This is a genomic window from Pseudoduganella sp. LjRoot289 (genome assembly GCF_964252925.1).
GTDB lineage: Bacteria > Pseudomonadota > Gammaproteobacteria > Burkholderiales > Burkholderiaceae_D > Rugamonas.
Genome location: NZ_CAXUPN020000001.1, coordinates 2291889 through 2318224, shown reverse-complemented (window position 1 = coordinate 2318224; position 26336 = coordinate 2291889). Strand labels below are relative to the sequence as shown.

Genomic DNA, 26336 nt, shown 5'->3' with positions numbered 1-26336 from the left:
CAGCGTATCATAATGTATCAGTCAACTTTGAGAATTTAGCCGCGATGCAGAACACACCTGAGCCGAAACGCATTCCCAGCATGCATGATGTCGCCAAGCTGGCAGGTGTCTCTCCCATGACAGTTTCCAGGGTCCTGAGCGGCAAGGCCAATGTGCGGGGCAGTACCCGCAAGCGGGTTTCCGATGCCGTGGCCGCGCTCAGCTACGCGCCCAACCCGGAGGCGCGCAGCATTGCAGGCTTGAAACCGATCCGGATCGGCTTTTTGTACAGCAAGCCGAGCGGCGCCTACCTCGCCGAGTTTCTGCTGGGGCTGTTGAGCCAGGCGAGCTTGAACAATGCGCAATTATTCGTTGAACAATGCGAGCTGGGGGAGCCGGCCATCGCACAAACGCAAAGGCTGATCGACAGCAGCCTGGATGGCATCATCCTGCCGCCGCCGCTGTGCGACGTCCCTGCCATCGTCGACCTGATCGCCGAGGCAGGCATTCCCCTGGTTGTGGTGGCCTCCGGGCGCCCGGACAAGCGCGTCAACGCGGTCAGCATCGACGACCGCGAAGCGGCGTACCGCATGACGCAGCATTTGATCGAGCTGGGCCACGAGCGCATCGGCTTCGTGATGGGGCATCCCGAGCAATCCGTCAGCCTGCCGCGGCTGGCCGGCTACCAGGCGGCGCTGCGGGAGTTTGGCGGCGACTTGTCGCCCGAACTGGTGGCCCCCGGCCTGTTCAACTACCGCTCGGGGCTGGATGCGGCGGAGCGCCTGCTGGCCTTGCCCGACCGGCCCACTGCCATCTTCGCCAGCAACGACGACATGGCCGCTGCGGCCGTCGCCGTGGCGCACCGGCTGCGGCTGGACGTGCCGGGCGACCTCACTGTCACCGGCTTCGACGATACGGCGCTGGCCATGACCATCTGGCCCGCGCTCACCACGGTGCGCCAGCCGATTTCCGACATGGCCGAATTGGCGGTGCGTTGCGTGGCGCGGCATGTACAGGCGCAACGCGACCTGCTGCCGCACGAGGCCGAACACTTGCTGGCTGATTTCTCGCTGATACGGCGCCAGTCCGACGCCGCGCCACGGGTGCGCCCGCCTATGCGCGAGTGGCTTTGAGCCGGGTTTGAACTAAGTAGCGACAGTCGCTCGGACATTGGTTGACAACGTCTATGCATGGGGTTAGACTGAAATGGTTGCGCTATCAGTTTCATGTTAGTCGTATCTTTAACACTGGATTGCTAGCGCTTCCATAAGGTCTTTTCGCCGGGTGCCATTGCATGGCCCCGGCATTTTTTTTTTGACCAAGAGATCGCAGCCAGCTACACGCTGGCGCGGCTGGAGCAGATGTTCGGCATCATTTGTTTGACGCCGGCGCATCAGAGTCGACGCCGACACGGGTTTGGATGTGCTGGGTGGCGCTAATGGTGTTCGACGAGTACAAGCCAGGCGCCAGCTATTCGCTGTCGCTGCGCACATCCATCTAAAAGCGTAGACAAAGAAGGCAAGGCCAAGCAGGCCGGGTGATGCCGGGCTTTTTCATTTTCGCAGGCCGACCAGTATGCCGAGTGTGAGAATTCGCGTATTTTCCATTGAGGCAACATGATATGCTGTGCTGCGTGAACGAGGTTGGGTCGTTGCCGGCCAGTAGCAGCCGGTCGGTGGGTCGGCGTCTGGCTATGCAATTTATTGAAGACTGAATATAGAAAATGGATCATGCTCTGACATTTAATTCGGAAGACGGGCGCATCCACATCGGCGGATGCAATTTCATTGTCAGAAATGGTATTTCTGAGACCGACGAAATATGCCATGCCTTGCATCAAGATAAGACTACATTCTTGCGCTACGAACTGGGCATACTTACGCTAAAGGCCGCGCTATCGACGCGAAATGGGGAAGCTCCAATTTACGCTAGCGCTTTCCGAGAATACCAACGAACCCCTTTCAAAGATGCGTTACGCGAAGAATTGCAAGCGATTGAAAAGGTATACTCGAACGGACGCGTATCTGAGGTATTTCACTGCGACTACATTTCCTCTTTAGCTGAAAGGGTCAGCCAAACCCACAGTAAATATCTTCACAGTGGACACCTACGATTTGGTGTCGCTCAAAAGCTCGTGAACCTTCATTTAAAATACCTATGGGTGGGTGGATTTATTGAGGAACCTCCGCATTGCCCTGTCGATGGCATAATTCGTGACCTTGCGGGACTCAACTATGATTGGACGACAAGCAATTCTCGAGCCGAGTACGAAAATGCTATTGCTTCTCTTTTGCTCCAGGCCCACCCATCTAGTCTATCGGTCTGGGAACTACAGAAATTCAGGCGTAGAGACCAAGTTGAGATTTAGGTGGAAGTTCGTGGTAGAGTGATTTCGATAAAAAGCCAAAATCGTAACGTTCCGTGAGTAGTGGCGTTTGGGAAAGTAAATGCGACGGTCCGCAATGGGTGCGGATGACAGCGGCCAGTCGCGGCAGTTGCTTGAATCGAGATCCTCCCGAAGGCTAGCAAGCGCCACTCGATTTGCCACCTAGACGGGCCGTACGGCTTAGCGCAAAGAATTTTGGCATGGGGATGGGGTGTCTCTTTTCTGCAGTCAGTCTAATTTGGTCTAAACGGCGCGAGTTCGGTCTAATAACGTCTAGAATCTCCCATGCACCATTTTTTCTAGACCGAATTCGACTTCGTAAGGAAATTCGTAGACTAGATTAGCCTTTTGGGTACGTGCGGCTAGACCGTCCTAGACTTCTCGATTTTTCTTTTAGACTGCTTTCGCTGCTGTTCTTCAAAGCGGATTCTGCAGTCGGCGGTGCGGCTTCCGTCGGCGGGAAGATATTCATCCTTCCATTCAAATCTGCGCTTCGCCCGGCCATTTTTGCGTAATTGAATCCGCTGTCGAAACGAGCCTAAAGATTGAACCGAGGAAACGGAATATAGCTCGCTTTAGACTATCGTTGCGTGGAAAGGGACCGAATTAGACTTGGACCATACTTCTTTAGACTATTCTAGACAATCGCCAGGGTATTTTAGACTGGATTAGACCAAAATGGGCTCAATTAGACTGGAGTAGACCGAAGGGCGATTTGGCCTACCCAGTCCTGAGGGTACCTCGAAATACCCGTCATTCCGCATCGGCGAACCGCCGCGCAGGGTGTAGCAAGGAATTCGTGGGGCACGCTCCACGCCTGCGGAACGACTTGCGGCAGCAAGGGGAATCCATACGTCGCATGCTCAGAGCCAAGCATGGATTCCCGCCTTCGCGGGAATGACAAATTGGCGGTTATTCGGGGTGCCCCTGAGGCGAAATCCCGAGTCCGCATGCTTGCGGGCGCAGCATGGGTTCCCGCGTGCGCGGGAACGACAAGGTGGGGGTTATTTGAAGTCGGCTTCCGGGTAAGGTGAAATGGTGATGATTTTGCCTGCGTCGTCGTAGTGCAGTTCGGTCATCTTGACTGAGCGCAGGTGCGTCACGCCGTCGGACAGGCTGCTGTCGTGGTAGAACAAATACCAGCGGCCGTCGACTTCGCAGATGGAGTGGTGCGTGGTCCAGCCTATTACCGGCGTCAGGATCACGCCCTGGTGGGTGAACGGGCCGTAGGGACTGTCGCCGGTGGCGTAGCACAGCAAATGGGTGTCGCCGGTCGAATAGGAGAAGTAGTATTTGCCGCGGTATTTGTGCATCCACGGGCCTTCGAAGTAGCGCCTGTCATGGTCGTCGGCTCGCAGTTCATTGCCTTGCTCGTCAAGGATGACGATGGCGCGCGGCGCTTCGGCGAATTGCTTCATGTCGGTGCCCAGGCGCGCGACCCGGGGCTGCAGCGCGGGCTCATCTCCGACCGGCTCTTCGTTCGATGCGCCGTACTCGTTGTCGCGGTACTTCTGCAATTGTCCGCCCCAGATGCCGCCAAAATACATGTAGTACTCGCCGTCGTCTTCGAACACGGCCGGGTCGATCGAGTAGCTGCCTTCGATCGGCGCGGCTTCGGGCGCGAACGGGCCGGAGGGATTGTCCGCCGTCGCCACGCCGATCTGGAAGATGCCGTCGGCCCGCTTGGCCGGGAAGTACAGATAGTATTTGCCGTCCTTGCACGCGGCGTCCGGCGCCCACATCTGGCGCGCGGCCCAGGGCACGTCCTTCACATGCAGCGCCACCCCGTGGTCGACCACCGTGCCGCCGGGCGCGTCCAGCGACAGGACGTGGTAGTCCTCCATCGCGAAATGGTCGCCGTTGTCGTTGAAGGCGATGCCCGCTTCGATGTCATGGGACGGGTAGATGTAGATGCGGCCTTCGAATACGTGGGCCGACGGGTCGGCGGTGTAGATGTGGCTGACGAGTACTTGGTCTGGCATTGCTGTTACCTGGTGTGTAGTTGATGGTGGGCTTGTTTATTGCTGGGCTGCCGCGCGGCGCAGGCCCAGGTCGTGTTCGATGGTGCGTTCGGTCGATTTCCTGATGTCGTAGAATGCCAGGCTGGCGACGCCGAGCAGGAAAGGAATCGCGGCGTACACGCTCACCGACATGCGGATGCCGTCGGCCACGCTGGCCGGCTGCACTGCCAGCAGCGCGTCGTAGCCTATCGTCGACAGCAGGCCCGCTACCAGCGCGCTGCCTATGCTGAGGCCCGCCTTCAGGCCGAAGATCATGGCGGAGAACAGCAGGGCGGTCGCGCGGCGGTTGTTCTTCCATTCCGAGTAGTCGGCCACGTCGGCGATCATGGCCCACAGCAGCGGGATGGTGATGCCGTAGAAGAAGCCGTGCAGGGTCTGGGAGACGAACACCAGTCCGATGGAGCTGGGGGCGTAGAAATAGAACGCCAGCATGAACAGCGTCGACACCAGCAGCGCCGCGCCGAACACGTCGCGCTTGCCGAAACGGTCGGCCAGCGGCTTGGAAAAGCCGATCCCGACGATCATCATCACGATGCCGGCGGCGTTGAACAGGCTGAAGCCGGACGTGGCGGCGTCTTCCGGCCACTGGAACTTGGTCAGGCCGACGCTGGTGAGCGCGGCGTTGAGGCCATCGATGAAGCCCACGAAGCCGACGTCGCGCAGGAAGGCCGCCAGGTGCGCTTCGCTCAAATAGCTCTTGAAGTAGAAGATGTACATGCCGCCCTTGAGGGCCAAGGTAATGAATACCAGGATGGTCAGCACCAGCATGACCACCCACGGCCGGTTGCCGAGCAGGTCGGCGATGTCCTGGCGGATGCTGGAGCGCTGCGCGGCGGTCGGCACCACGCGCTCCTTGGTCGTGAAGAAGGTGGCGAGGAAGAAGACGGTGCCGGCGACGGCGAAGATCATCATGGTGTTCTGGAAGCCGGCTACCTTGTCGCCGCCGCCCAGTATCAGCACCAGCGGCAGCAGCAGCACCTGGATGATGAACTGCGCCACCATCACGGCCACGAAACGGTAAGCCGACAGGCTATTGCGCTGCTCCATGCTGCCCGTCAGCACGCCGCTCAGGGCCGAATAGGGCAGGTTGTTGGCCGAGTAGATCAGCATCAGCAGCACATAGGTCAGCGTGGCGTAGATGATCTTGCCTTGCGGGCCCAGGTCGGGCACGCTGAAGGCCAGGATGGCGATCAGGCCGAACGGCACCGAGGTCCACAATATCCAGGGCCGGAACTTGCCCCAGCGCGTGCTGGTGCGGTCGGCGATCAGTCCCATCAGTGGGTTGAAGCAGGCGCCTACCAGTCCGCCGGCGAAGATGATGGTGGCGGCGGCGTTGGGGGCGATCTTCGCCACGTCGGTGTAGAAGAAGGCGATGAAGGTCAGCAGCGTCTGGAAGATCAGATTGGCGGCCAGGTCGCCCAGGCTGTAGCCAATCTTTTCGATGGCCGAAAGGCTGGCGTTGGTGCTGTCGATGGTTGTCATGGTGTCTCTTTATGTAGTCTTAAGACCCGCCGCTTGCGCATGGGTCTGGGTGCATGCCTGGCTATAGTATCATTGAAACATACCAAATGAATAGCGCAACCATTTGGCGTCAAAAAAAGAGGCAGCGCCTGGGCGCCGCCTCTGGCGTCATGCCCCGCCCAGGCCGGCGAGATAGCGCATCGCGCCTATGCCCGGGAAGAAGCAATAAACGCCGCCGCGCGTGGTGATGGTGCGCCCGAAGTGCTGCAGCGTTGTATTGCCGTTGCCGTCGGCGCCCAGGCCTGGCAAGGTGAATGAGCTGTCTGCCGGGTCGTTGACGCCCAGGAATACGTCCTCGCCGGAGATATTGAACACGGCGTTGCCGGCGTTGGGGCCGAGCGGTCCTTCGGCGGACATCACGAAGTCGCTGCGGTCATTCCATTCACTCATCAGGAACTCGAACTGGTTGTAGATGCTGGCGTTGATGAAGTAGCCGACCAGGCCGCGCGACTCGGCTACCGGGGCGGCCGGGTCATATTCGCTGCCATAGGGCATGGCGCGCCGCACGATGCGGTGGTGGCTGGCCGACGTGCCGGTCACGGCCGCGTCGCGCGGATTGTTGCGGCGGATATGCGCGCCGATCGGGCACTTCATGCCCAGCGTGTCGTCCAGCGCGGCACGCTCGCTGTCGATATAGTGGAAGTTGTTCAGGCGGTCGTCCGGCAGCACCGGTCCGGCTTCCTCCGGACACAGCTCGAGCGGGTTGCCGTTGCGCCAGCGGCCGCAGAACTTGGCCGCCACCATTTCGCTGCTCAGGCCTGAAGTTTTCGCGCACTCCGCCAGCATCGCCTCGAATGCGGGCACATCCTGCTCCAGGATGCGGAAGGCGGCATAGCTGCCATTGGCCGACAGCTGCGGCGGTTGCACGCTATAGATGCCGCCGGCGGCATTCGGGTATCCCAGCAGGACTTCGCCGGTCGGCACGTTGTTGCCCGCGACCGGTTCGTAGTGCTTGCGGCCGGGCACGCCGTCGACGTCCGGCTGGGCGATGCTGTCGCGGTAGCCGAAATGGACGCGGTTGTCGGGCAATGCGGCGGCGTCGTGCGCGTAGAGCTCGCGCCAGCCGGCGGCGAAAGCGCTCCGCAGGCGCGCCGACAGCGTTTCCAAGAGCTGGGGGGATTCGCTGATCCACAAGCTCAGCAGTGCGTGCACCTGCCCGGCCTGGGTTGCCGCGCCCAGGCCGCCAAGCCAGTTCTCGGGCGCGCTGGCGCCGACGTCGCCCACGGCGCCGGTGCTGTCCGGGTCGGCCGCGCCGCGCTGGAAAGCCTGGTCGAAAGTGGCCAGCTGGTCCTGGCTCACGCCGAGCTGCGCCAGGCCGGGCGCCGTGAAGCTGAGATTCATGAAATAGGCCGGCTTGGGCCGGGTGCGCCGCGCCGTGGTAATTTGCGGCAGGCCGTCGCTGCCGTCGAGCAGAGCGGCGATGGTCTTGCGCGCTTGCGCCGCGTCGGTGATGCGCAAGACGAAATGGCGCGCCAGCTCCACGCGGTAGCCGCGCAGAACGGTGCCTTGAACGTCGTCGAAATCGATGCTGGTGTTTGCCATGCTGTTTCTCCTGTTCACAAGGGCTGGCGCGGAAGGCAACGCCGCCGGGCTTAGGCCGGTTTTTTTGCGAGAATTTGCTGGACGGTCATGGGGTAGGCAGAGAACAGCCCGGTGTTGGGCAAGTGCTGGGATGCGTCGTTCAGTTTGATGAAGGCCTGGAAGGCGCTGAGGTGGCTATTGACCGGGACGATGGCCGCGCCGCCGACGACAAACTTCAGCAAGGCGTCGAATGGCGCGCCCAGCTTGGCCGAGAAATCGCCGATGTAGCGGTTGAAGTCGCCGTCGTACTCGGTGATGACGCCGATCACCAGGGTATTGGACGCCACCGGCGAGCTGAGGTCAGGCAGCAGATTGGGCTGGGAGCGGTCGAGCAGCGTGAAGCGCGCGAAATGCACGGTGCCGATGCTGGTCAGCGCGGCATTGATCTGGGTCTGGTATTCCGCCAGCGTGGCTGCCAGGGCGGTCAGGTTGGTGCCGGGCAGTACAGGCATCATCAAGCAAAGTGCGTTGGCCATGATACGGTTCCTCAGTGTGGTGATCGGGAGGACCGACGCTACGCCGATGTATTCGCATTGTCAAAAATGAATTTTCTTTGTTGTAATAATTACACTATAGCAACATGCAAGTCGGATACTTGCCGGATCCGATGCCTTTATTGCCCGATCCGCTGAGTTCGCGGCCGCAACGGCATGCGCGGCCGCTGCCCGTGCTAGGCTCATACCCTTGAGCGACTCGGGAGGACGGGATGGACACATTGCTGCAACGCCTGGGCGCTCTTGCCCAAACCGACGGCGACCACGGCACCGCCATCCCGGCGCTAAGGGTCTACAGGCGCAGCAAGACTACCGATCCTATGCCCTGCATCTACGGCCTGGGCCTGGGCATCACGGTGCAAGGGGGCAAGCGCGTCTCGCTGAGCGGGGAGATTTTTGACTACGGGCCGGGGCAGTCGCTGGTGACGTCGGTCGACCTGCCGGTGGTCTCCTACGTGACGCGCGCCAGCGCGGCCGAGCCCTATCTGGCCGTGGGGCTGGAGCTGGACGCCGGCACGATCGCCCAGGTGGCCGCCAGCATGGACTTTACCGGCCAGCCGGCCGCCAGGAGTGCCCGCGCGATGGCGGTGGTTACGCTGGACCAGGGTTTGCTGGAGGCGCTGACCCGGTTGATCGGGCTCACGGCGGAGCCGCAGCTGATTCCCTTGCTCGGTCCGCTGACCATGCAGGAGATCATCGTCAGGCTGCTGAGCGGGGCGCATGGGCCGGCGCTGCGCCATCTGGTGACGGCCGGTACGCCCAGCCAGCAGATCGCCAAGGTCATCTCCTGGCTGAAGGGACACTACCGCGAGGATTTCCCCATGGACGACCTGGCCGTCCAGGCCCATATGAGCCCGTCGACTTTCCGCCAGCGCTTCCGCGCCGTGGCGGGCATGAGCCCCTTGCAGTACCTGAAACAGTTGCGCCTGCAGGATGCGCGGCAGCTGATGCTGAACGAGGACATCGACGCGGGCAGCGCCGCGGTCCGGGTCGGCTATGAGAGCGCGTCGCAGTTCAGCCGTGAATACACGCGCTTGTTCGGCGCGCCGCCGCTGCGCGACATCCGGCGCCTGCAGGTCTGAGCTGAATTCGTCGAAACGGGCAAGAATGCGCTCGGAAGGGGCAAGCGTTAACCGGGGGCGGCCGTGCATACTTTCGGCACTGACCATCTACGGAGAACCGCCCCATCATGAGCACGCTCACTGTCAACGGCCGCCAGCGCGCGGTAGACGCCGACCCCGGCACGCCCATCCTGTGGGCACTGCGCGACACGCTGGGCATGACCGGCACCAAGTTCGGTTGCGGCGCGGCGCTGTGCGGCGCTTGCACCGTGCACCTGGATGGCCAGGCCATCCGCTCCTGCGTCACGCCCATCTCCGCCGCCGAGGGCAAGCAGATCACCACCATCGAGGCGGCAACCGACGGTAGCGACCGCGTCGGCGCCGCCGTGCACGCCGCCTGGATCCGCAACGACGTGGCGCAGTGCGGCTACTGCCAGAGCGGCCAGATCATGAGCGCCATCGCCTTGCTCAAATCGCTGCCGCGCGGAAAACAGCCCAGTGTGGCCGACATCGAGTCCGCCATGGCCGGCAATATCTGCCGCTGCGGCACTTATGCCCGCATCCGCGCCGCCATCGCCGACGCCGCCCGTTCCCTAGCCTGAAGGATTAGCCATGCTGCACAATATAGATCCGCGCGAATTGCCCAGCGCCTTGCAGAAAATGATGGCCAGGGACCAGGCCAATGCCGATGCCCACACTGCGCCGCCGCGCCGCTCCTTCCTCAAACTGCTGGGCTCGGCCGGGCTGGTGCTGGGCGCCTTCCCGGTGCTGCCGGCGCTCTCCGCATCGGCCGCCGACACCGGCGCAGCCCAGCCCGCCGCTGCGCTCAAGCCGACCCAGCAGCCGTCAGCCTTCGTCCAGATCGCGCCCAGCGGCGAGGTGACAATCACCATCAACCGGCTCGAATTCGGACAGGGCGTGCAGACCGCGCTGCCGATGATACTGGCCGAGGAACTGGACGCCGACTGGTCCCTGGTGCGTAGCGTGCCCGGGTCGAACCATCCTGCCTACGTCGACCCGGTTTTTGGCATGCACATGACGGGTGGCTCCAACAGCATCAAGAACAGCTTCACGCAATACCGTGAACTGGGCGCCCGCGCCCGCGCCATGCTGGTGGCGGCGGCCGCGGCGCGCTGGAATGTGGACGCGGCCTCGCTGCGCACGCAGGCCGGCGCCGTGCTGGCGCCCGATGGCCGCAAGCTGGCCTACGGCGAATTGGCCGAAGCCGCCATGGCCTTGCCGGTGCCCGAAAAGGTGGTGCTGAAGGATGCTGCAGCTTTCCGTATCATCGGCAAACCGACTGCGCGGCTGGACGCGGGCGCCAAGAGCAGCGGCCGTCAGTCCTTCGGCATGGACACCGGCCTGCCTGGTCAGCTCACCGCGCTGGTGGCGCGTCCGCCTGTGTTCGGTGCCCGCCTGGCATCGGTGGACGACAGCGCGGCGCGCGCCGTCCCCGGCGTGAAGGCGGTGCTGCGGGTGCCGTTGGACCGGGGCGCGGAAGGCGTGGCCATCGTCGCCGCCGGCTATTGGTCCGCCAAGCAGGGCCGCGACGCGCTGAAGCTGGCGTGGGACGCCGGCGCCGTGGAAAAGGTGGACAGCGCGCGCCAGCTTGCCGAGTACCGCGAACTGGCCGGCCGTTCGGGCCCGCTCAAGTTCGACGCCGACATGGCGCCCTTGGCCGCCGCGCCCATGCATATCGACGCGGAGTTTGTATTCCCTTACCTGGCGCACGCTTCGATGGAGCCGCTCAATTGCACGGTTCGACTGAGCGATGAGGGCGCCGAACTGTGGGTCGGCACTCAGGTCCCGGGCGGCGACGGTGCAGCTGCCGCACGCGTGCTGGGCATCAAGCCCGATCAGGTGAAGGTACACGTGCAGATGGCGGGCGGCGGATTTGGCCGGCGCGCCTCCAGCAGCAACGACTTTGTAATGGAAGCCTGCGGCATTGCCAAGGCCGCGCGCACGGCGGGCCTGAACGCGCCGGTGCGCACAGTGTGGAGCCGCGAGGACGACATGCGTGGCGGTTATTACCGGCCCATGCATTTGCACAGAGCACGAATAGGCTTCGATGCGAGCGGCAAGGTGCTGGCCTGGGACCACGCCATCGTCGGCCAGTCCATCACCACCGGTTCCGTGTTCGAGCCCTTCCAGGTGAAGAACGGCATCGACGGCACGGCGACCGAAGGCATGCGCGATCCCTATCCCTTCCCGATGCGCCTGACCGTGCACCATCCCAAGCAGAACGTGCCGGTGCTGTGGTGGCGCAGCGTGGGTTCCAACCACACCGCCTTCGTCATGGAGACGCTGGTGGACGAGATAGCCCGCGCCACGAAGCAGGATCCGGTGGCTTACCGCATGCGCATGTTCGGCGAGAAACAGAGCAGGCACCGCGCCGCGCTGCAGCTGGCGGTGGACAAGAGCGGCTATGGCAAACGCAAGCTGGCGGCAGGACGCGCCTGGGGCGTGGCGGTGCACGAGTCCTTCGAGACCGTGGTGGCTTATGTGGTGGAGGCGTCGTTGCAAGGCGGCCAGCCCAGGCTGCATGCGGTGACGGCGGGCGTGCACTGCAACCTGGCCGTCAATCCGCGTTCCATCGAGGCGCAGATCCAGGGCGCGGCCGTGATGGGACTGTCGATGTGTTTGCCCGGCGCGGCCATCACGCTCAAGGACGGCGTCGTCGAGCAGAGCAATTTCGGCGACTTCACCGTGGCCCGCATGACGGACATGCCGGCCTTCGCCACCCACATCGTGCCCAGCGCCGAGCCGCCCACCGGCATCGGCGAACCCGGCCTGCCGCCGCTGGCGCCCGCGTTCGCCAACGCCATCGCGCGGCTCGCCGGCAAGCCGCTGCGCGCACTGCCGTTCCAGCTCAAAGGGTAGGGGGCGCCGGCGTGGCTTGGCCGACGGTAGGGGCTCGTTGTAGCGGCGCAACCCGGGGCGCCGGCGGGGAGCACCCTCGGCCGATGCGGCGCGTCGCGCTCGGCAAGCTAAGAATATACTGTGGCATTCGTCCAGAGAAACGGAGCGCCACGTGCAAGCGAGTTCAAGGGATCAGCCCCCGGTTATCCGGAGCGCCGCCAGCAAACAGGACGCGGGCGGCAACCCTGCGCGGCTGCGCCACGCCACGTCGCGCCACGAGGCCGAGCGCCGCCTGCGGGAAAGCGAGCGGCGTTTCCGCCTGATGGCGGACTCGATACCGCAATTGATCTGGATACTGGACAGCGCGGGCCGGGCCGTATTCGTCAACAAACAATGGATGAGCTACACCGGCGCCGACCTGGCCGCCACCGGCCCGGATCAGCTGACTGGCTTCATCCATCCCGCCGACATCCCCGCGACCTTGGCGGCATGGGCGGTCGCCAAAGCGAACGGCGAAGTATTTTCCGTCGAGCATAGGGTGCGCTCGGCCAGCGGCGAATACCGCTGGTTCCTGGCGCGCGCCGAGCCCCAGCGCAATATCGAGGGGAGAAGCGGGGCGGCCGTGCTGCGCTGGTTCGGCACCTCGACCGATGTGCATGACAAAAAGCTTGCCGAGGCGCAGCTAAAGTTGAGCGAGGCACGCTACCGCTCGCTGTTCGATTCGATCGATGAAGGCTTTTGCATCATCGAATTGGTGTTTGACGCGGCAGGCAAGCCGGTCGACTACCGCTTCCGCGAAATCAACCGGGCCTTTGCCGGCGTGACCGGCCTGCCGGCCGCAGAGGGACGCCTGATGCGCGAACTGGTGCCCGAGCACGAAGAATTCTGGTTCGAGACCTATGGCAAGGTGGCGCTCACGGGCGAACCGGTACGCACGTCTTACGAAGCGAAGGCGATGGGGCGCTGGTTCGACTTATACGCCTTCCGCGTCGACGACCCGGCCGAGTGCAGGGTCGCCATCTTGTTCAAGGACGTCAGCGCAGCCAAGCGCAGCGAGGAAGCGCTGTTGCTGGCCGACCGCCGCAAGGACGAATTCGTGGCCATGCTGGCGCACGAGTTGCGCAACCCCCTGGCTCCCATCAGCGCGGCGGCCGACTTGCTGGCCATGGGCGGCCTGAACGAGGCATGCCTGAAACAGACCGGCGGGGTGATTTCGCGCCAGGTCAGGCATATGACCGGCCTGGTGGACGACTTGCTGGACGTGTCGCGTGTGAAGCGTGGCCTGGTCCGCCTGCGGTGGGATTGCATCGACGCGGCACGCGTCGCCGCGGACGCCGTCGAGCAGGCGCGCCCGGCGATCGAAGCCGCAAGCCAGCGCCTGACGGTGCAGGTGCCGCCCGGCGAGGTCTGGCTGCGCGGCGACCATAAGCGCCTGGTGCAGGTGATGACCAATTTGCTTAACAATGCCGCCAAGTACACGCCGGCCGGCGGCGAGATCGTGCTGCGCGTGGAAGTGGAAAGCGAGGCTGCGCAGCCGCAGGTTCGGATGACGGTGCGCGACAACGGTGTCGGCATGGCGCCGGAGTTGCTGGAGCGCGCCTTCGAGCTGTTCGCCCAAGGCGAGCAGGATGGCGGCCATGAAGAGATCACGTCCGGCGGGCTGGGAATAGGACTGGCGCTGGTGAAGAGCCTGGTCGAGCTGCACCACGGCAGCGTGGCGGCCCACAGCGCCGGGCCGGGGTGCGGCAGCAGCTTCACGGTTTGTCTGCCGCTGGAGCAGGCTTGCTAATTTGAAGTGACTGGTCCGGAGGACTGGACTGGCGGCGCATGCCAAACGTATAATGCGCTCGCTCTGGTGCCCGCGCGCGTAGTCTTCGTGCGCAGTTAAACGGGAAACACAGGCCGCGCAAGCGGTCAGGTGTGCTGCCCCCGCAACGGTTAGCAAGCGTCGTCCTTGACGGCAGGCTGTCTCCCAACACCACTGTGCTTCGGCATGGGAAGGTCGGACAGCTAGGCTTGCGAGCCCGGATACCGGCCAGAGCAGGTGGAAGTGCGCTGCCGTGCGTGGCGCGCTTCTGACAGCAATCGCGCCTACGGGGAAGTGGGGAGGATTGCCGCTCCGTAGGAACATTCCATGCCAGACCTGCCTATCGACGGTGCCGTGCGCGCCATCGAAACCTTGCTGTATTCGATTTCCACTTTGCTGTACCTGCCTGTGTTGCTGGGCATCGCCGCGTTGACCTTGCACATGCTGGTCTGCCTGGGCACCTTCGTCGCCGAATGGAACGAGCGCCGGCGCGGCGTGCGCGTGCTGGTCGACGCGGCCACCGCGCAGATGCAGGCCGCCGCCGCGCAGCAGGGAAACCCGCCGCTCGAGGTGCGCCTGGAACGCCTGGTGCAGCGCACCGACGCGGCCGGCGTGCGCCGCCTGGATTCGGTGCGCTTCGTCGTCCGCGTCGGCCCGGCGCTGGGCTTGATGGGCACCCTGATCCCGATGGGCATCTCGCTGGCCGGCCTGGCGCAAGGCAATCTGCCGAAAATGGCCGAGAGCATGACCACAGCGTTCACCGCCACCGTGGTCGGCCTGGCCTGCAGCGTGACGGCCTACGTGCTGACGCTGGCGCGCGAGCACTGGCTGCGCAACGACCTGACCGACGTCGCCTATGCGGCCGAGACGCTGCTGGCCGGGCAGGCCGGCCTGGAAGCCCAGGCCGTGCCTGCGGCGCCGCACCTGCTGCGCTCCGGAGGCTGACATGCGCTACCTCAATCGCCACCGCTACAGCCGTCACGACGGCTCTGGCGGCGAAGACCCGTTGGCGGGCGTCGCCAACCTGTTCGACGCCAGCATCGTCTTCATCGTCGCCATGATGCTCGCCCTGTTCTCCGCCTGGAACATGATGGACCTGCTCGACCCCAACTCCGAAGTCACCATCGCCAAGAAGAGCGCGGACGGCAAGGTGGAAATACTGACCAAAAAGGGGTCCGAGATCAAGGTGACCCGCGTCAGCGACAAACCCTTGTCGGGCAGCGGCAAGCGCCTCGGCACCGCGTACCAGCTCCCGGATGGAAAGGTCGTCTATGTACCTGAATAAAGTGAAGGAGGCCTTGCCGCGCTTGGCCAGGTGGATCGCCATGCCGACCGCCGTGCCGATTACCATGCCGCCGGCGGCGCCGCTTTCTGCGAGGGTGGCCATCGTCTGTGCCGCCTTGTGCGGCGCGCTGATGCCTTCCGCCGCACAGGCCGCGCCGCGCACCTTGGCGCTGTTGCTTGGCGACGTGGAATCGCGTCCCGCCGTATTGGCTGTGCGCGGTCTGCAGGCCGAGCTGAAAGCGCACGACATCAGCGTGCGCATCATCCCCGCGAACGGCATGGCGCCCGCCGACCGCGCCGCCCTCGTCGCGGCCGATGCCGTGCTGCTGGACGTGAAGAACAGCCAGCAAACGCAGGCCCTGGCGCCCGAACTGAAGGCGATGCAGCGCCAGCGCCACGCGGTCTACGCGGTCGGCGGCGTGCCGGACGACGCGCTGCGCGAACTGGGCGTGCGCGAGGACAAAGCCATCCGGGACTACCACCGCACCGGCGGCGTCGAGAACATGGGCAGCCTGCTGCGCTACGTGCTGAAGAATGTGTTCAACGCGAAGGTCACCGTGCCGCCGTTGCAGGCGATGCCGGAGGCCGGCTTGTACGACGTGGCCGCGAACCGCACCGCCACCAGCTACGCCCAGTACCTGCAGGGCTACGCGAAGCACCGTCCCGGCGCGCCATGGGTGGGCGTGGTCTTCTACCGCGCCAACCTGGTGTCCGGCCAGACCTTGCCTCTGGCCGCCATCGTGGAGAGGCTGGAGCGCAGCGGCTACAACGTCATGCCGGTGTTCGGCTATCCCTACGACGTGCCGCTGAAATACTTTCTCGACGAGCAGGGCAAGGGCAGGGTGGACCTCATCGTCGCCCTCGGCATGAAGGTGGGCGGCACGTCCGCCACCGGCGCGCTGTTGAACCAGATCGGTGTCCCGGCCATCAACGCCATCACGCTGAGCCAGCAGACGGCGGCGCAATGGGAGCAGTCCAAGATCGGCCTGGACCTGATCGAGCGCACCTGGCAAATGGCGGGCGCCGAGATCGCGGGCCTGGTGCAGCCGACGGTGGTGGCCAGCCGCGAACGAGTGCGCGACAGCCACACCGGCCTGGCCTATGTCGAGGAGCAGCCAATCGCCGAGCGTATCGAGCGCCTGGACCAGCGCATCGCCGCGTGGCTGGCGCTGCGCCACAAGCCCAACGCGGACAAGCGCGTGGCGGTCCTGTATTTCAATTATCCGCACGGTTCGGAAACCATAGGGGCGGCCTACCTGAACGTGCTGCCGGAGAGCTTGTGGCAAATCACCCAGCGCATGAAGCGGGACGGCTATGACACCGGCAAGCGCTTTGCCGCTGACCGGCGCGGCCTGCAGGATGAGATCCAGGCCTACGGCAACTACCCCGGCAAGAGCGGCCAGGACTACCTGGCGGGTCTGGCGAAGCTGGCCAACAGCGGCGAGGCTTTGCTGGTGCCGCTGGCCGACTACCAGCGCTGGTATGGCGCGCTGCCCGCCGTCCTGCGCGCCTCGGTGGAAAAAGCCTGGGGCAAGCCGGAAGCGTCGCCCGTCCTGTGGCGCAACGCGCAGGGACAGGCGAGTTTCGTCTATCCGGCACGCCGCCACGGCAATGTACTGCTGGCGCCGCAACCCGGCCGCGCATGGGAACAGAACCTGGCCAAGCTGCACAACGACGTCACGCTGCCCCCGGGCCACGAGTACATCGCCTTCTACCTGTGGCTGCAGCACGGTTTCGAGGCCAACGCGGTCATGCACATCGGCACCCACGGCACCCAGGAATGGCTGACCGGCAAGGAAGCCGGTCTGTCGGCCGGCGACGCCACCGAAGCGCTGATCGGCGCCATGCCCAACATCTATCCCTACGTGATGGACGACGTCGGCGAAGGCTTGCAGGCGAAGCGGCGCGGCATGGCTACCATCATCGACCATATGACGCCGCCGTTCGACACGGCGGGGCTGAACCCTGACCTGCGCGAGCTGCTGGCACTGCTGAACGACTACCGCGTGGCCGAGCAAAAAAGCCCGCTGCTGGCGCGCAGCCACCTGACCGCCATGAACCGCCTGGCCGCGAAGGCGGGTGTACTGAAGGACATGAAGCGCAGCGAGTTGAAGTCCGAGGCGGACATGGAAGCGCTGGAGGAATACCTGGACGACACCGGCAACAAGCTCACGCCCTTCGGCCTGCACACCTTCGGCGTGGCGCCCTCGCCGGAGCAGCGGGACGCCACCGCGCGCGCCGTGGTCAGCCTGGACACGGCGCTCGGCGCCGAGCAGCGCGCCAAGCGCATCGCGCAGCTGGACCAGGACATCGTCACCAGTGCGGAGCTGGAACTGGCACGGCTGATGCAGGCGCTGTCCGGCCGCTTCATTCCCACCGGCGCCAGCGCGGACCTCGTGCGCAACCCGGACGCCTTGCCGACCGGGCGCAACTTCTTCGGCCTGGATCCATCGCGTATCCCGAGCCGCACCACGTATGAGCAGGGCGCCAAACTGGCGCAGCAACTGGCGGACGACTACCGCAAGCGCCACGGCGCCTGGCCGGACAAGCTGACCATGAATTTGTGGGGCGTGGAGACTTCGCGCCACGAGGGCATCATGGAAGCGCAGGCGATGGCGCTGATGGGCGTGCGGCCCGTGTGGGACGAACGTGGCCGCGTCACCGGCGTGGAGCCGATATCGCGCCAGCAGCTGGGCCGGCCGCGCGTGGACGTGACGATGGTGTCGTCCGGCCTGTTCCGCGACCTGTTCGGCAATCTGCTGACGCTGCTGGACCAGGCGGCGCAGCTGGCGCAGCAGCAGGACGACGGCAAGCCGGGTGGCGGCGCCGGTGGCGATCCCGCCGGCGGCAATCCGCTGCAGGCACACAGCCGCAAGAACGCCGAGGCGCTGATGCTGCGCGGCGTGCCGGCGGACGAGGCGGCAAAGATGGCCGGTGTACGCATCTTCGGCTTGCCGTCCGGTTCCTACGGCACGCAGATCGAGAAGCTGATACCGCTGACGAATGCCTGGCAGGACGAGAAGCAGGTCGCGGACGTATTCATCAACCGCATGAGCCACCCCTTCGGCAACGGCTACTGGGGCGACGACAAGGCCGACCCCGCGCTGCGGCGCGAGCTGTTCCGCCAGGCGCTGTCCGGCAGCAAGGTGGCGCTGCACAGCCGTTCCAGCAACCTGTTCGCTACGCTAGACAATGACGATTTCTTCCAGTACCTGGGCGGCACGGCGATGGCGATCCGCAGCGTGGACGGCAAGACGCCGGAAGTGATGGTGAGCGACCTGGCCAATCCGCGCCGGCCCAGCCACAAGTCGCTGGAGCAGTACATGGGGCAGGAACTGCAAAGCCGTTACCTGAACCCCCGCTGGGCCGACAGCATGCTCAAGGAAGGTTATTCGGGCGCGCGCTTCATCAACCGCGTGGTGGACTACCTGTGGGCATGGCAGGTTACGGTGCCGGAAGTGGTCGACAGCGGCAAGTGGCAGCGCATGTACGACACCTACGTGGCGGACCGCCACGGCTTGAAAGTGCGCCAGCGCTTCAAGGACAGCGGCAACCTGCGCGCCTACCAGGCGGTCACCGACCGCATGCTGAGCGCCATCGAGCGCGGTTACTGGAAGCCGTCGGACGCGGTGCACAAGGAGCTGCAGGCCCAGAACGCGCAGGCCATCACCGACGCCGGCGTCGCCTGCAGCGCCGATTCCTGCAGCCGCGCCACCATGCAGCTGGTGCCGGAGCTGGCGGTGCAAGCCGCACAGGCCGCCGGCGCCGCACCGGCCATGGGGGCGTCGTCTTCATGGCAGGCCGCGCGCGCCGCCGTGCCTCACGCTGCGCCGCAATCGCCGCCGTCCCAGCAGCTGGCGGCGTCGCAAGCACCGCAGCCGGCGCAAGCCGACGCCGGCCAGGCTGTCCCAGCGCCTGCGCCTTTGGCCTCTCCGCCGGCCGCATCGCCGGCCAAAGCCCGGCCTGCCCCAGCGCCGGTACCGGCGCCGGAGGCAAAAGCCCCTCCAGCCGACTCGCTGGTAAAAGGCTTCGAAATGGAAGCCCTGCAGAACCTGACGCCCGTGCAGAAAACCATAGGCACGCTGGTCATGCTGGCGCTCGCGTTCGGCCTGTTCGGCGCCGGCTACCTGCTGCGTCGCGCCAGTTCGCGCAAATTGAAAGAATTAATATGATACGCAAGACCATGAACGCCGCCATTTCCTTGGCAATGATGGTGGCAGCCGGCGCCTCGGCCGAAGAAGTCGCAGCCGCCGCCATCGCCTCTGTCCAGGTGCAGGGCCACTACGACAACAGCGTCGGCACCTCGGATGCAGCCAGCCAGGGCACGGTCACCGCCGCGCTGATCGCCAACCGTCCCGCACTGCGTCCGGGCGAACTGCTGGAGTTCGTGCCCGGCGTGATCGTCACCCAGCACAGCGGCGACGGCAAAGCCAACCAGTACTTCCTGCGCGGCTTCAACCTGGACCACGGCACCGACTTCGCCACCTATGTCGACGGGATGCCCATCAATATGCGCACCCACGCGCACGGTCAGGGTTATACCGACCTGAATTTCCTGATCCCCGAACTGGTGGACCGCATCAGCTACAAGAAGGGCACTTATTACGCCGACGAGGGAGACTTCGCCTCGGCAGGCGCGGCACGCATGGCCATCGCCAACACGCTGAAGGGAGGCACCGCGACGCTGACGGCAGGGGAAGGCCAATACCTGCGCGGCCTGGTGGCCAGCTCGACGCCGCTGGCAGGCGGCAATCTGCTGTACGCGCTGGAACTGGCGCACAACAACGGCCCGTGGGACGTGCCGGAATCCTTCCGCAAGCAGGCCGGCGTGCTGCGCTACAGCGCCGGGACCAGGGAGAACCGGTTCAGCGTGACCGCCATGGCCTACAAGGGAGGCTGGCACGCCAGCAGCCAGATCCCGCAGCGCGCGGTGGAGAGCGGCGTGTTGTCCTTGTTCGGCACGGCGGATCCCAGCGACGGCGGCGCCACCGCGCGCTACAGCCTGTCGGCCGCGATGGACAAGCGCAGCGCCGCCAGCCAGTTCCACGCCAGCGCCTACGCCGTGCGCTCCGACCTGACGCTGTTCGGCAATTACACCTATTACCTGGACGACCCGGTCAACGGCGACCAGCTGCGTCAGACCGAGCGCCGCAAGCTGGTCGGCTTCGACATCAACCAGACCTGGTTCGGCAAGCTGGCCGGCATGGACATGAGCAACCGCGTCGGCCTGCAGACCCGCTACGACGACATCGTACCGGCGGTTTACGCCTCGTCGCAGCAACGCATCCTGCACACCATCTCGCAGTCGGCGGTGAAACAGGGCAGCGCCGGCCTGTGGTTCGACAATACCGTGCAGTGGACCGGCTGGCTGCGCACCGTGGCCGGCGCGCGCTACGACGGCTACCGCTTCGACGTTGCCAGCAACATCGCCGAGAATTCGGGCAAGGTGGACGCCCATATCGCATCGCCCAAGCTGGCGGTGGTGCTGGGGCCTTGGAAGGGGACGGAGTTCTTCCTCAACGCGGGCAGCGGCTTCCACAGCAACGACGCGCGCGGCACCACCGTGCATCTGACGCCCAAAGAGAGGGAGCCTGCCGATCCGGTGACGCCGCTGGTGCGCACGCGCGGCTCCGAAGTCGGCCTGCGCAGCGAGCCGATCCCCGGCTTGCAAAGCTCCTTGGCCCTGTGGCGTCTGCGCTCGGCCTCCGAGCTGGTGTTCTCAGGGGACGCGGGCGACACCAGCGCTAGCCGGGGCAGCAAGCGTTCGGGCGTGGAATTGAACAACCACTATGTGGTCAACAGCTGGCTGCTGCTGGACCTGGACCTGGCCTACTCGCGTGCCCGCTACACCGAGACCGACGCGGCGGGCGACTACATTCCCGGCGCGGTGGGTAAGGTCGCTTCGTTCGGCGCCACCGTGACCGGGATGGGGCCGTGGTCGGGCGCCTTCCAGCTGCGCTACTTCGGCCCGCGCCCGCTGATCGAGGACAACAGCCAGCGCTCGGGCTCCAGCGCGGTTGCCTATCTGCGCACCAGCTACCGGTTCGATCGCCGCTGGCAGCTGTCGCTGGACATCTTCAACCTGTTCAGCCGCCGCATCAACGACATCGACTATTACTACACCTCGCGCCTGCCGGGCGAGCCGGCCGAAGGCGTCAACGGCATGCATTTTCATCCGGCCGAACCGCGCTCCTATCGGCTGACGCTGCGCGCCCGCTTCTAGCGCGCAGTGCGGCACGGCCTGAAGCAGGGCGGCTTCCGGCCCGCTTCAGGCCCGTTCCGGATTGAAGTTTTTCTTGATGCCGCTCCAGCATTCGAAGTAGTTCGGCTGCAGCTGCGGCGAGGCCAGCGCGTACGCTGTCGGACAGATCACGTGCTTGGTCTCGAACATGAAGGCCATGGTCTGGTCGATCTTGTGCGGCTTGGTGGTGTCGCTGGCGCTCGCCTTTTCAAAGGTGGCCGCGTCCGGGCCGTGGCCGGTCATGCAGTTGTGCAGGCTGGCGCCGCCCGGCGCGAAGCCGTCGGCCTTGGCGTCGTACTGGCCGAAGATCAGGCCCATGAACTCGCTGGCCACGTTGCGGTGGAACCATGGCGGTCGGAAGGTGTTCTCAGCCACCAGCCAGCGCGGCGGGAAGACCACAAAGTCCAGCGTGTCCACGCCCGGCGTGTCGCTCGGCGCCTGCAGCACCAGGAAAATGGACGGATCCGGATGGTCGTTGCCGATGGCGCCGACCGGGCTGAAATGGCGCAGGTCGTATTTGTACGGCGCGTAATTGCCGTGCCAGGCCACCACGTCCAGCGGAGAATGGCCGATGCGGGCCGACCACAAATTGCCGCAGAATTTGGACAGCAGTTCGAAGTCGCCTTCCTTGTCCTCGTAGGCTGCGCGCGGGGTCTGGAAGTCTCGCGGGTTGGCCAGGCCGTTGGAACCGATCACGCCCAGGTCGGGCAGGCGCAGCAGGGCGCCGTAGTTCTCGCAGATGTAGCCGCGCGCCGCGCCGTCCGGCAGTGTCACCTGGAAGCGCACGCCGCGCGGTATCACGGCGATTTCCTGCGGCTCCAGTTCGATCAGCCCCAACTCGGTGAAGATGGCCAGCCGGCCTTGCTGCGGCACGATCAGCAGTTCGCCGTCCGCATTGTAGAAATAGCGCCCGTCCATGTCCTTGTTCGCCGCGTACAGGTGGATGGCGTTGCCGCTCTGCGCCTCCGGCGAGCCGTTGCCGGCCATGGTGATCCAGCCGTCGATGAAGTCCGTCGGGCTGTCCGGCATCGGCAGCGGATCCCAGCGCAGCTGGTCGGGCGGCACAGGGATCTGGTCGAAGCGGCTGACGATGCGTCCGTTGCCGACCTGGCTGAAGGGCTGGTGCATCGCCGCGGGGCGGATGCGGTACAGCCATGAACGGCGGTTGTGGCTGCGCGGCGCGGTGAAGGCGGTGCCGGAGACCTGCTCGGCGTACAGCCCGTAAGCCACCCGCTGCGGGGAATTCTGGTGCGCGGGCAGAGCGCCGGGCAGGGCTTCGGTGGCGAACTCGTTGCCGAAACCGGACTGGTAGCGTTCATTCATTGCAGTGCTCCTTGATGACGATGCGTTAATGTAGCAAGTTTGCTGGATCAATACAAAAATGTAGAATATTGATTTGGTAAATACTGGGGACCAGGATGGAACCGCGCGACATGGACTTGAACCTGCTGGTGGTGTTCCAGGAGGTGCTGCGGGAGGGGCAGATCTCGGCTGCGGCCAGGCGCTTGAAGCTGTCGCAGTCGGCCGTGAGCAATGCGCTGGCGCGGCTCAGGCGCACTTTCGGGGACGAGCTGTTCGTGCGCACCGCGAACGGCATGCAGCCCACGCCGTATGCGGAGCAGCTGGCCGAGCCGATCGGCGCGGCGCTGGCGGCGGTGACGCAGGCGCTGAACCGGCAGGAGCCCTTCAATCCGCTCACCAGCGAGCGCCAGTTCACCATTGCCATGACCGACGTGGGCGAGGTGTACTTCATGCCGCCGCTGATCGAGCACTGCGGCAGGCTCGCGCCGGGTGCGCGCATCGTCACGGTGCGGCCGGGCGGCGTCGACCTGAAGGAGGAAATGGCGGCGGGCCGCATCGACCTGGCGCTGGGCGCCTTCGACAATGTGTCCAGCGCGCTGTACCAGAAGCGGCTGTTCCGCCAGCACTACGTGAGCATGTTCCGCGCCGGCCATCCGCTCGGCAAGGGCACGCCGACGCTCAAGCAGTTCCTGGCAGCGCGCCATTTGCTGGTGGCGTCGAACGAGAGCCCCTACGACAAAGTCAACGACTTGCTGCGCAATGCCGGCGCGCAGGCCGAGGGCCGCTTCGGCGTGCCGCATTTCACGGCCGTGCCCTATATCGTCAGTGGCAGCGACCTGGTGGTGACGGTGCCGCAGAAACTGGCCGAGCGGGCCGCCGCGCCGTTCAAGCTGCAGTATGTCGTGCCGCCGCTGAAGCTGCCCACCTTGCAGACCAATATGTTCTGGCACCGCCGCTATGCCCAGGACGAGGGCCATCTGTGGCTGCGCGGGCTGATGACCGATGTTTTTGCTGACTAGATATCCAAACCGATATCGCTTATGTGAAATTCATTATTGGAAACCTATGCCTCCAGCTCCTAAGATGAAACCCGCAGCACATTAATCTGGAGACGACGATGGGACAGCAACAACAACCGAGCAAAGAGCAGATCCGGCAATACATGGAATCGCGGCAGGCGCAGCAGTGTCCGCCGCCATCGATGCCGGAAATCCGCCGCCAGCTCGGCTGGGGATTGATCGCGGCCAATGAAACGGAGCGGGATGTGCCGGAACCCTTTGTATTGGCTGAATGACCATTACAGTTTGCATGCGTTTGTGGCTGGGTGTATAGGTACTGTACAGGTGTGATCGGCTAGCATGGGACTCGACAATAAGGAGTATCCCATGGACCTGCTGCTGCCACTTGCCCCGCTGATGACGTTTGCCTTCGTCTCGTCCATCACGCCGGGACCGAACAACATCATGCTGGCCTCCTCGGGCATCTGGTTCGGCTTCCGCCGGTCCATCCCGCACATGCTGGGCATCACCATAGGCTTCGGCGTGCTGCTGGCGATCTGCGCGGCAGGCATAGGCACCCTGGTGATGGCGGTGCCTGCGCTGCAAACGGTGCTGAAAGTGGGCGGTTCCGGCTATCTGCTCTATCTGGCCTGGCAGATGCGCGCCATGAACTTTGACCGCGAGGCCGAGCAGGCGCACCAGCCCATGGGTTTCGCGGGCGCGGCCATGTTTCAGTTCGCCAACCCGAAAGCGTGGATCATGGCCATCACGGGCGGCGCCGCTTTCCTGCCCGACCTGGCGCCGGTGTCGCTCGCGATCGCCGTGTACTGCCTGGTGTTCTGCGCGGTCAACCTGCCGTGCATCTCGGTGTGGGCCGGCGCCGGCGCCTTGCTGCGCCGCTTCCTTGCCAACCCGCTGTGGCAGAAGGTCTTCTGCGGCGTGATGATAGCGCTGACCGCCTATTCGGCGCTGGCGATCTGGATGTAGTTTCACGTCGGTGCCGCTACTGAGCGGACCGTCGCAAAAACGGGATTCCACGTGCATTTGGCTAGCAAGCGCTCTATGGATTCCCGCTTTCGCGGGAATGACGATGGCTCTTCACCTGGACTAAGGGCATGACGGCGCCTATCTAGTTGTCGCGGGCTTGGCCGGCCCATGGTTCGGCGCATAACTGGGCGAGTAGCTGCTCATATGCGGCCTTGCCGGGCCGGGGACGGCCGCGAATTCGGCCTTGCATTTGACGCCGGCCGGTATCACGCCGCCCGGATTGGGCAGCGCCAGCCGCACGCCGAAGGTGCCGCTGGCGGCGTCGAACACCTTGTCGATCACTTTGACCGTGCCGGTGAAACGCTTGCCTGCCGGCTGGTCGGGTATCACCTCGATCTGCTCGCCCGCTTTCACCGCGCCGTAGGCGGCGCTCGGCAGCAGCACTTCCACGTACAGCAGGTTGATTTCGGCCAGCTTGAGCAGCGGCTTGCGGATGTCGCGGTTGTCGGCTAGTTCGCCCGGGTTGATCATGCGGTCGACCACGATGCCGTCGATCGGGCTGCGGATGGTGCGCAGGCGCAGTTGTTCCATGCTGCGCTGGTATTCCAGCCCGGCCAGCTTGCGCGTGTCTTCGGCGTCCAGTAATTCGGCCTGGGCCAGGCGGTGCTCGGCGGCCGATTCGTCGCGGTCCTGCACCGAGATGTAGTTTTCCTTGACCAGCTTTTCACGCCGGCCGGCCTTCTGCGCCAGGAATTCCAGGCGGCTTTCGCGCGACTTGACGGTGCCCACCATCTGGGAGCGGTAGCGCGCGACGTCGGCGCTGGCCCGTTCCAGGCCGGCCTCCAGTTCGACCAGCACTTGCCCCGCGCGCACGGTGTCGCCGCGCTGCACCAGTACCTTGGCCACCAGGCCCTCTGTGTAGGGCCGCACTTCGATGGTCTGGCGCGGCTCGATCAGGCAGTCGACCAGGCCTGCGTGGGCGGAAGCGACGGAGAGGGCGGACAGCGCGCCGGCCAGCAGCGGCAGCACGGCGAGAATCGGAGAGGACAGCGGTTTCATTTTTTTACTCCTGAAAATGCCATGGCGCGCCGCATGGCTGCGTCGCGCTGGGCGGAATGGTGGCGTACGCCGCTGTTGCTGCGCTCGGCGCGCTGCTGGGCGCAGTAGCCGAGCAGCCTGCCCCAGAGGCCCGGCAGTTCAGCGCGGCCCGGATGGCTCAGCCGTGCGCAGCGCGCCAGCCAGGGCGCGAACTGCGTGAACAGCTCGTCGTCCAGGCTGACGATGGCTTCGCAGGAGCCGGGGTCGCCCTGGCGTCCTGCGCGCCCGTACAACTGGCGGTCGATGCGGCGCGATTCGTGGAACTCGGACAGGATGACATGCAGGCCGCCGGCGGCCCGCACCTCGGGTGCCAGGTCGATATCGGTGCCGCGCCCGGCCATATTGGTGGCCACCGTCACGCGTCCGGGCTGCCCCGCTTGCGCCACGATGGCGGCCTCCTCGTGGTCCTGCATGGCGTTGAGCACGCGGTGCGGCTGTCCGAGGCTGGTAAGCACGGCGCCCAGTTCCTCGGACGCGAGCACCGAACGGGTGCCGACCAGTACCGCGCGCCCGTCCGCCGCCAGTGCCATGGCGCGCCGCGCCACCATCTCCCAGCGCTGCGCCGACGACGCGAACAGGCGCGTGCCGAGGAAACGGCGGATGCGCGGCCGGTTCGTGGGAATGGCGACGATGCGCATGCCGAAATTGGCGCGGATCTCGGCCGCCACCTCGCGCCCGGTGCCGGTCATGCCGGCGATGCGCAGGTAGCGTCCGAAA

20 protein-coding genes and 1 riboswitch (1 of these 21 only partly in view) are annotated in these 26336 nt (G+C 65.0%); of the genes, 13 read left to right on the top strand and 7 right to left on the bottom strand.

The genetic code is table 11. The features are described from left to right. Window positions 1-44 precede the first annotated feature (44 nt). Both ACSQ8Y_RS09765 and ACSQ8Y_RS09760 read left to right on the top strand, forming a co-directional pair. On the top strand, window positions 45-1112 hold the full coding sequence (locus ACSQ8Y_RS09765) for a LacI family DNA-binding transcriptional regulator (RefSeq protein ID WP_436266257.1): 1068 nt from the start codon (window positions 45-47) through the stop codon (window positions 1110-1112). Between the two features lie 590 nt (window positions 1113-1702). Next, the gene (locus tag ACSQ8Y_RS09760) at window positions 1703-2347 is read left to right on the top strand and encodes a hypothetical protein (protein WP_436266256.1); all 645 of its coding nucleotides are present in this window, start codon (window positions 1703-1705) and stop codon (window positions 2345-2347) included. 1022 nt (window positions 2348-3369) lie between these two features. Here ACSQ8Y_RS09760 and ACSQ8Y_RS09755 read toward each other — a convergent pair. The 4 genes from ACSQ8Y_RS09755 to ACSQ8Y_RS09740 all read right to left on the bottom strand — a co-directional run bounded on the left by ACSQ8Y_RS09755 (window position 3370) and on the right by ACSQ8Y_RS09740 (window position 7964). After that, window positions 3370-4347, bottom strand: a complete 978-nt coding sequence (locus ACSQ8Y_RS09755; protein WP_436266255.1) for a glycoside hydrolase family 43 protein — start codon at window positions 4345-4347, stop codon at window positions 3370-3372. Window positions 4348-4383: 36 nt separating this feature from the next. Next, window positions 4384-5868 (bottom strand): MFS transporter, encoded by a 1485-nt coding sequence (locus tag ACSQ8Y_RS09750; protein ID WP_436266254.1) that lies wholly within the window; start codon window positions 5866-5868, stop codon window positions 4384-4386. A gap of 147 nt (window positions 5869-6015) precedes the next feature. Continuing rightward, window positions 6016-7449: a Dyp-type peroxidase gene (locus ACSQ8Y_RS09745; RefSeq protein WP_436266253.1), complete on the bottom strand. Its 1434-nt coding sequence runs from the start codon at window positions 7447-7449 to the stop codon at window positions 6016-6018. A 50-nt stretch (window positions 7450-7499) separates the two neighbouring features. Further along, complete coding sequence (locus ACSQ8Y_RS09740; protein ID WP_436266252.1) at window positions 7500-7964, bottom strand: hypothetical protein; 465 nt, start codon at window positions 7962-7964, stop codon at window positions 7500-7502. Between the two features lie 230 nt (window positions 7965-8194). Between ACSQ8Y_RS09740 and ACSQ8Y_RS09735 the strand changes: the two genes are divergently transcribed. The 8 genes from ACSQ8Y_RS09735 (at window position 8195) to ACSQ8Y_RS09700 (ending at window position 21216) form a co-directional block, all read left to right on the top strand. After that, window positions 8195-9064, top strand: a complete 870-nt coding sequence (locus tag ACSQ8Y_RS09735) for an AraC family transcriptional regulator N-terminal domain-containing protein (RefSeq protein ID WP_436266251.1) — start codon at window positions 8195-8197, stop codon at window positions 9062-9064. A 107-nt stretch (window positions 9065-9171) separates the two neighbouring features. Then, entirely contained in the window at window positions 9172-9645 is a 474-nt protein-coding gene (locus ACSQ8Y_RS09730; RefSeq protein WP_436266250.1) for a (2Fe-2S)-binding protein, read from the top strand. Between the two features lie 10 nt (window positions 9646-9655). Continuing rightward, window positions 9656-11923 (top strand): molybdopterin cofactor-binding domain-containing protein, encoded by a 2268-nt coding sequence (locus ACSQ8Y_RS09725; RefSeq protein WP_436266249.1) that lies wholly within the window; start codon window positions 9656-9658, stop codon window positions 11921-11923. Window positions 11924-12074: 151 nt separating this feature from the next. Beyond that, window positions 12075-13691, top strand: coding sequence for a PAS domain-containing sensor histidine kinase (locus ACSQ8Y_RS09720; RefSeq protein ID WP_436266248.1), 1617 nt, complete (start codon window positions 12075-12077; stop codon window positions 13689-13691). 47 nt (window positions 13692-13738) lie between these two features. Further along, window positions 13739-13956: riboswitch (cobalamin riboswitch) on the top strand. Between the two features lie 80 nt (window positions 13957-14036). Next, the gene (locus ACSQ8Y_RS09715) at window positions 14037-14654 is read left to right on the top strand and encodes a MotA/TolQ/ExbB proton channel family protein (RefSeq protein ID WP_436266247.1); all 618 of its coding nucleotides are present in this window, start codon (window positions 14037-14039) and stop codon (window positions 14652-14654) included. A gap of 1 nt (window position 14655) precedes the next feature. Further along, entirely contained in the window at window positions 14656-14994 is a 339-nt protein-coding gene (locus tag ACSQ8Y_RS09710; protein ID WP_436266246.1) for a DUF2149 domain-containing protein, read from the top strand. Then, on the top strand, window positions 14981-19165 hold the full coding sequence (locus tag ACSQ8Y_RS09705; protein WP_436266245.1) for a cobaltochelatase subunit CobN: 4185 nt from the start codon (window positions 14981-14983) through the stop codon (window positions 19163-19165). The genes ACSQ8Y_RS09710 and ACSQ8Y_RS09705 overlap by 14 nt, the downstream gene beginning before the upstream one ends. Next, on the top strand, window positions 19162-21216 hold the full coding sequence (locus ACSQ8Y_RS09700; protein ID WP_436266244.1) for a TonB-dependent receptor: 2055 nt from the start codon (window positions 19162-19164) through the stop codon (window positions 21214-21216). The genes ACSQ8Y_RS09705 and ACSQ8Y_RS09700 overlap by 4 nt, the downstream gene beginning before the upstream one ends. Window positions 21217-21261: 45 nt before the next feature. On the opposite strand, the gene hmgA is transcribed toward ACSQ8Y_RS09700, so the two are convergent. Beyond that, window positions 21262-22557: a homogentisate 1,2-dioxygenase gene (gene hmgA, locus ACSQ8Y_RS09695; RefSeq protein WP_436266243.1), complete on the bottom strand. Its 1296-nt coding sequence runs from the start codon at window positions 22555-22557 to the stop codon at window positions 21262-21264. Between the two features lie 95 nt (window positions 22558-22652). Here hmgA and ACSQ8Y_RS09690 point away from each other — a divergent pair, with 95 nt between their 5' ends. From ACSQ8Y_RS09690 to ACSQ8Y_RS09680, 3 genes are all read left to right on the top strand, one after another. Next, complete coding sequence (locus tag ACSQ8Y_RS09690) at window positions 22653-23555, top strand: LysR family transcriptional regulator (RefSeq protein ID WP_436266242.1); 903 nt, start codon at window positions 22653-22655, stop codon at window positions 23553-23555. Window positions 23556-23653: 98 nt separating this feature from the next. Continuing rightward, complete coding sequence (locus ACSQ8Y_RS09685; protein ID WP_436266241.1) at window positions 23654-23830, top strand: hypothetical protein; 177 nt, start codon at window positions 23654-23656, stop codon at window positions 23828-23830. Window positions 23831-23921: 91 nt separating this feature from the next. Continuing rightward, window positions 23922-24521 (top strand): LysE family translocator, encoded by a 600-nt coding sequence (locus ACSQ8Y_RS09680; protein ID WP_436266240.1) that lies wholly within the window; start codon window positions 23922-23924, stop codon window positions 24519-24521. A 138-nt stretch (window positions 24522-24659) separates the two neighbouring features. Here the strand turns inward: ACSQ8Y_RS09680 and ACSQ8Y_RS09675 are convergent, their stop codons facing one another. Both ACSQ8Y_RS09675 and ACSQ8Y_RS09670 read right to left on the bottom strand, forming a co-directional pair. Next, window positions 24660-25580: an efflux RND transporter periplasmic adaptor subunit gene (locus ACSQ8Y_RS09675; RefSeq protein ID WP_436266239.1), complete on the bottom strand. Its 921-nt coding sequence runs from the start codon at window positions 25578-25580 to the stop codon at window positions 24660-24662. Then, window positions 25577-26336, bottom strand: partial view of a hypothetical protein gene (locus ACSQ8Y_RS09670; RefSeq protein ID WP_436266238.1) — the end only. It continues 1202 nt past the right edge of the window; the window shows 760 of its 1962 coding nt (coding positions 1203-1962); its start codon lies off the right edge, out of view — the gene reads right to left on this strand; the stop codon is at window positions 25577-25579. The genes ACSQ8Y_RS09675 and ACSQ8Y_RS09670 overlap by 4 nt, the downstream gene beginning before the upstream one ends.

Excerpts from the sequence above, each read along its gene's own strand:
- ACSQ8Y_RS09750 (WP_436266254.1), bottom strand. The coding sequence starts at position 5,868 with ATGACAACCATCGACAGCACCAACGCCAGCCTTTCGGCCATCGAAAAG.
- ACSQ8Y_RS09730 (WP_436266250.1), top strand. The coding sequence starts at position 9,172 with ATGAGCACGCTCACTGTCAACGGCCGCCAGCGCGCGGTAGACGCCGAC.
- ACSQ8Y_RS09725 (WP_436266249.1), top strand. The coding sequence starts at position 9,656 with ATGCTGCACAATATAGATCCGCGCGAATTGCCCAGCGCCTTGCAGAAA.
- ACSQ8Y_RS09690 (WP_436266242.1), top strand. The coding sequence starts at position 22,653 with ATGGAACCGCGCGACATGGACTTGAACCTGCTGGTGGTGTTCCAGGAG.
- ACSQ8Y_RS09735 (WP_436266251.1), top strand. The coding sequence starts at position 8,195 with ATGGACACATTGCTGCAACGCCTGGGCGCTCTTGCCCAAACCGACGGC.
- ACSQ8Y_RS09755 (WP_436266255.1), bottom strand. The coding sequence starts at position 4,347 with ATGCCAGACCAAGTACTCGTCAGCCACATCTACACCGCCGACCCGTCG.
- ACSQ8Y_RS09760 (WP_436266256.1), top strand. The coding sequence starts at position 1,703 with ATGGATCATGCTCTGACATTTAATTCGGAAGACGGGCGCATCCACATC.
- ACSQ8Y_RS09675 (WP_436266239.1), bottom strand. The coding sequence starts at position 25,580 with ATGAAACCGCTGTCCTCTCCGATTCTCGCCGTGCTGCCGCTGCTGGCC.
- ACSQ8Y_RS09685 (WP_436266241.1), top strand. The coding sequence starts at position 23,654 with ATGGGACAGCAACAACAACCGAGCAAAGAGCAGATCCGGCAATACATG.
- ACSQ8Y_RS09745 (WP_436266253.1), bottom strand. The coding sequence starts at position 7,449 with ATGGCAAACACCAGCATCGATTTCGACGACGTTCAAGGCACCGTTCTG.
- ACSQ8Y_RS09715 (WP_436266247.1), top strand. The coding sequence starts at position 14,037 with ATGCCAGACCTGCCTATCGACGGTGCCGTGCGCGCCATCGAAACCTTG.
- hmgA (WP_436266243.1), bottom strand. The coding sequence starts at position 22,557 with ATGAATGAACGCTACCAGTCCGGTTTCGGCAACGAGTTCGCCACCGAA.
- ACSQ8Y_RS09765 (WP_436266257.1), top strand. The coding sequence starts at position 45 with ATGCAGAACACACCTGAGCCGAAACGCATTCCCAGCATGCATGATGTC.
- ACSQ8Y_RS09710 (WP_436266246.1), top strand. The coding sequence starts at position 14,656 with ATGCGCTACCTCAATCGCCACCGCTACAGCCGTCACGACGGCTCTGGC.
- ACSQ8Y_RS09705 (WP_436266245.1), top strand. The coding sequence starts at position 14,981 with ATGTACCTGAATAAAGTGAAGGAGGCCTTGCCGCGCTTGGCCAGGTGG.
- ACSQ8Y_RS09680 (WP_436266240.1), top strand. The coding sequence starts at position 23,922 with ATGGACCTGCTGCTGCCACTTGCCCCGCTGATGACGTTTGCCTTCGTC.
- ACSQ8Y_RS09740 (WP_436266252.1), bottom strand. The coding sequence starts at position 7,964 with ATGGCCAACGCACTTTGCTTGATGATGCCTGTACTGCCCGGCACCAAC.
- ACSQ8Y_RS09700 (WP_436266244.1), top strand. The coding sequence starts at position 19,162 with ATGATACGCAAGACCATGAACGCCGCCATTTCCTTGGCAATGATGGTG.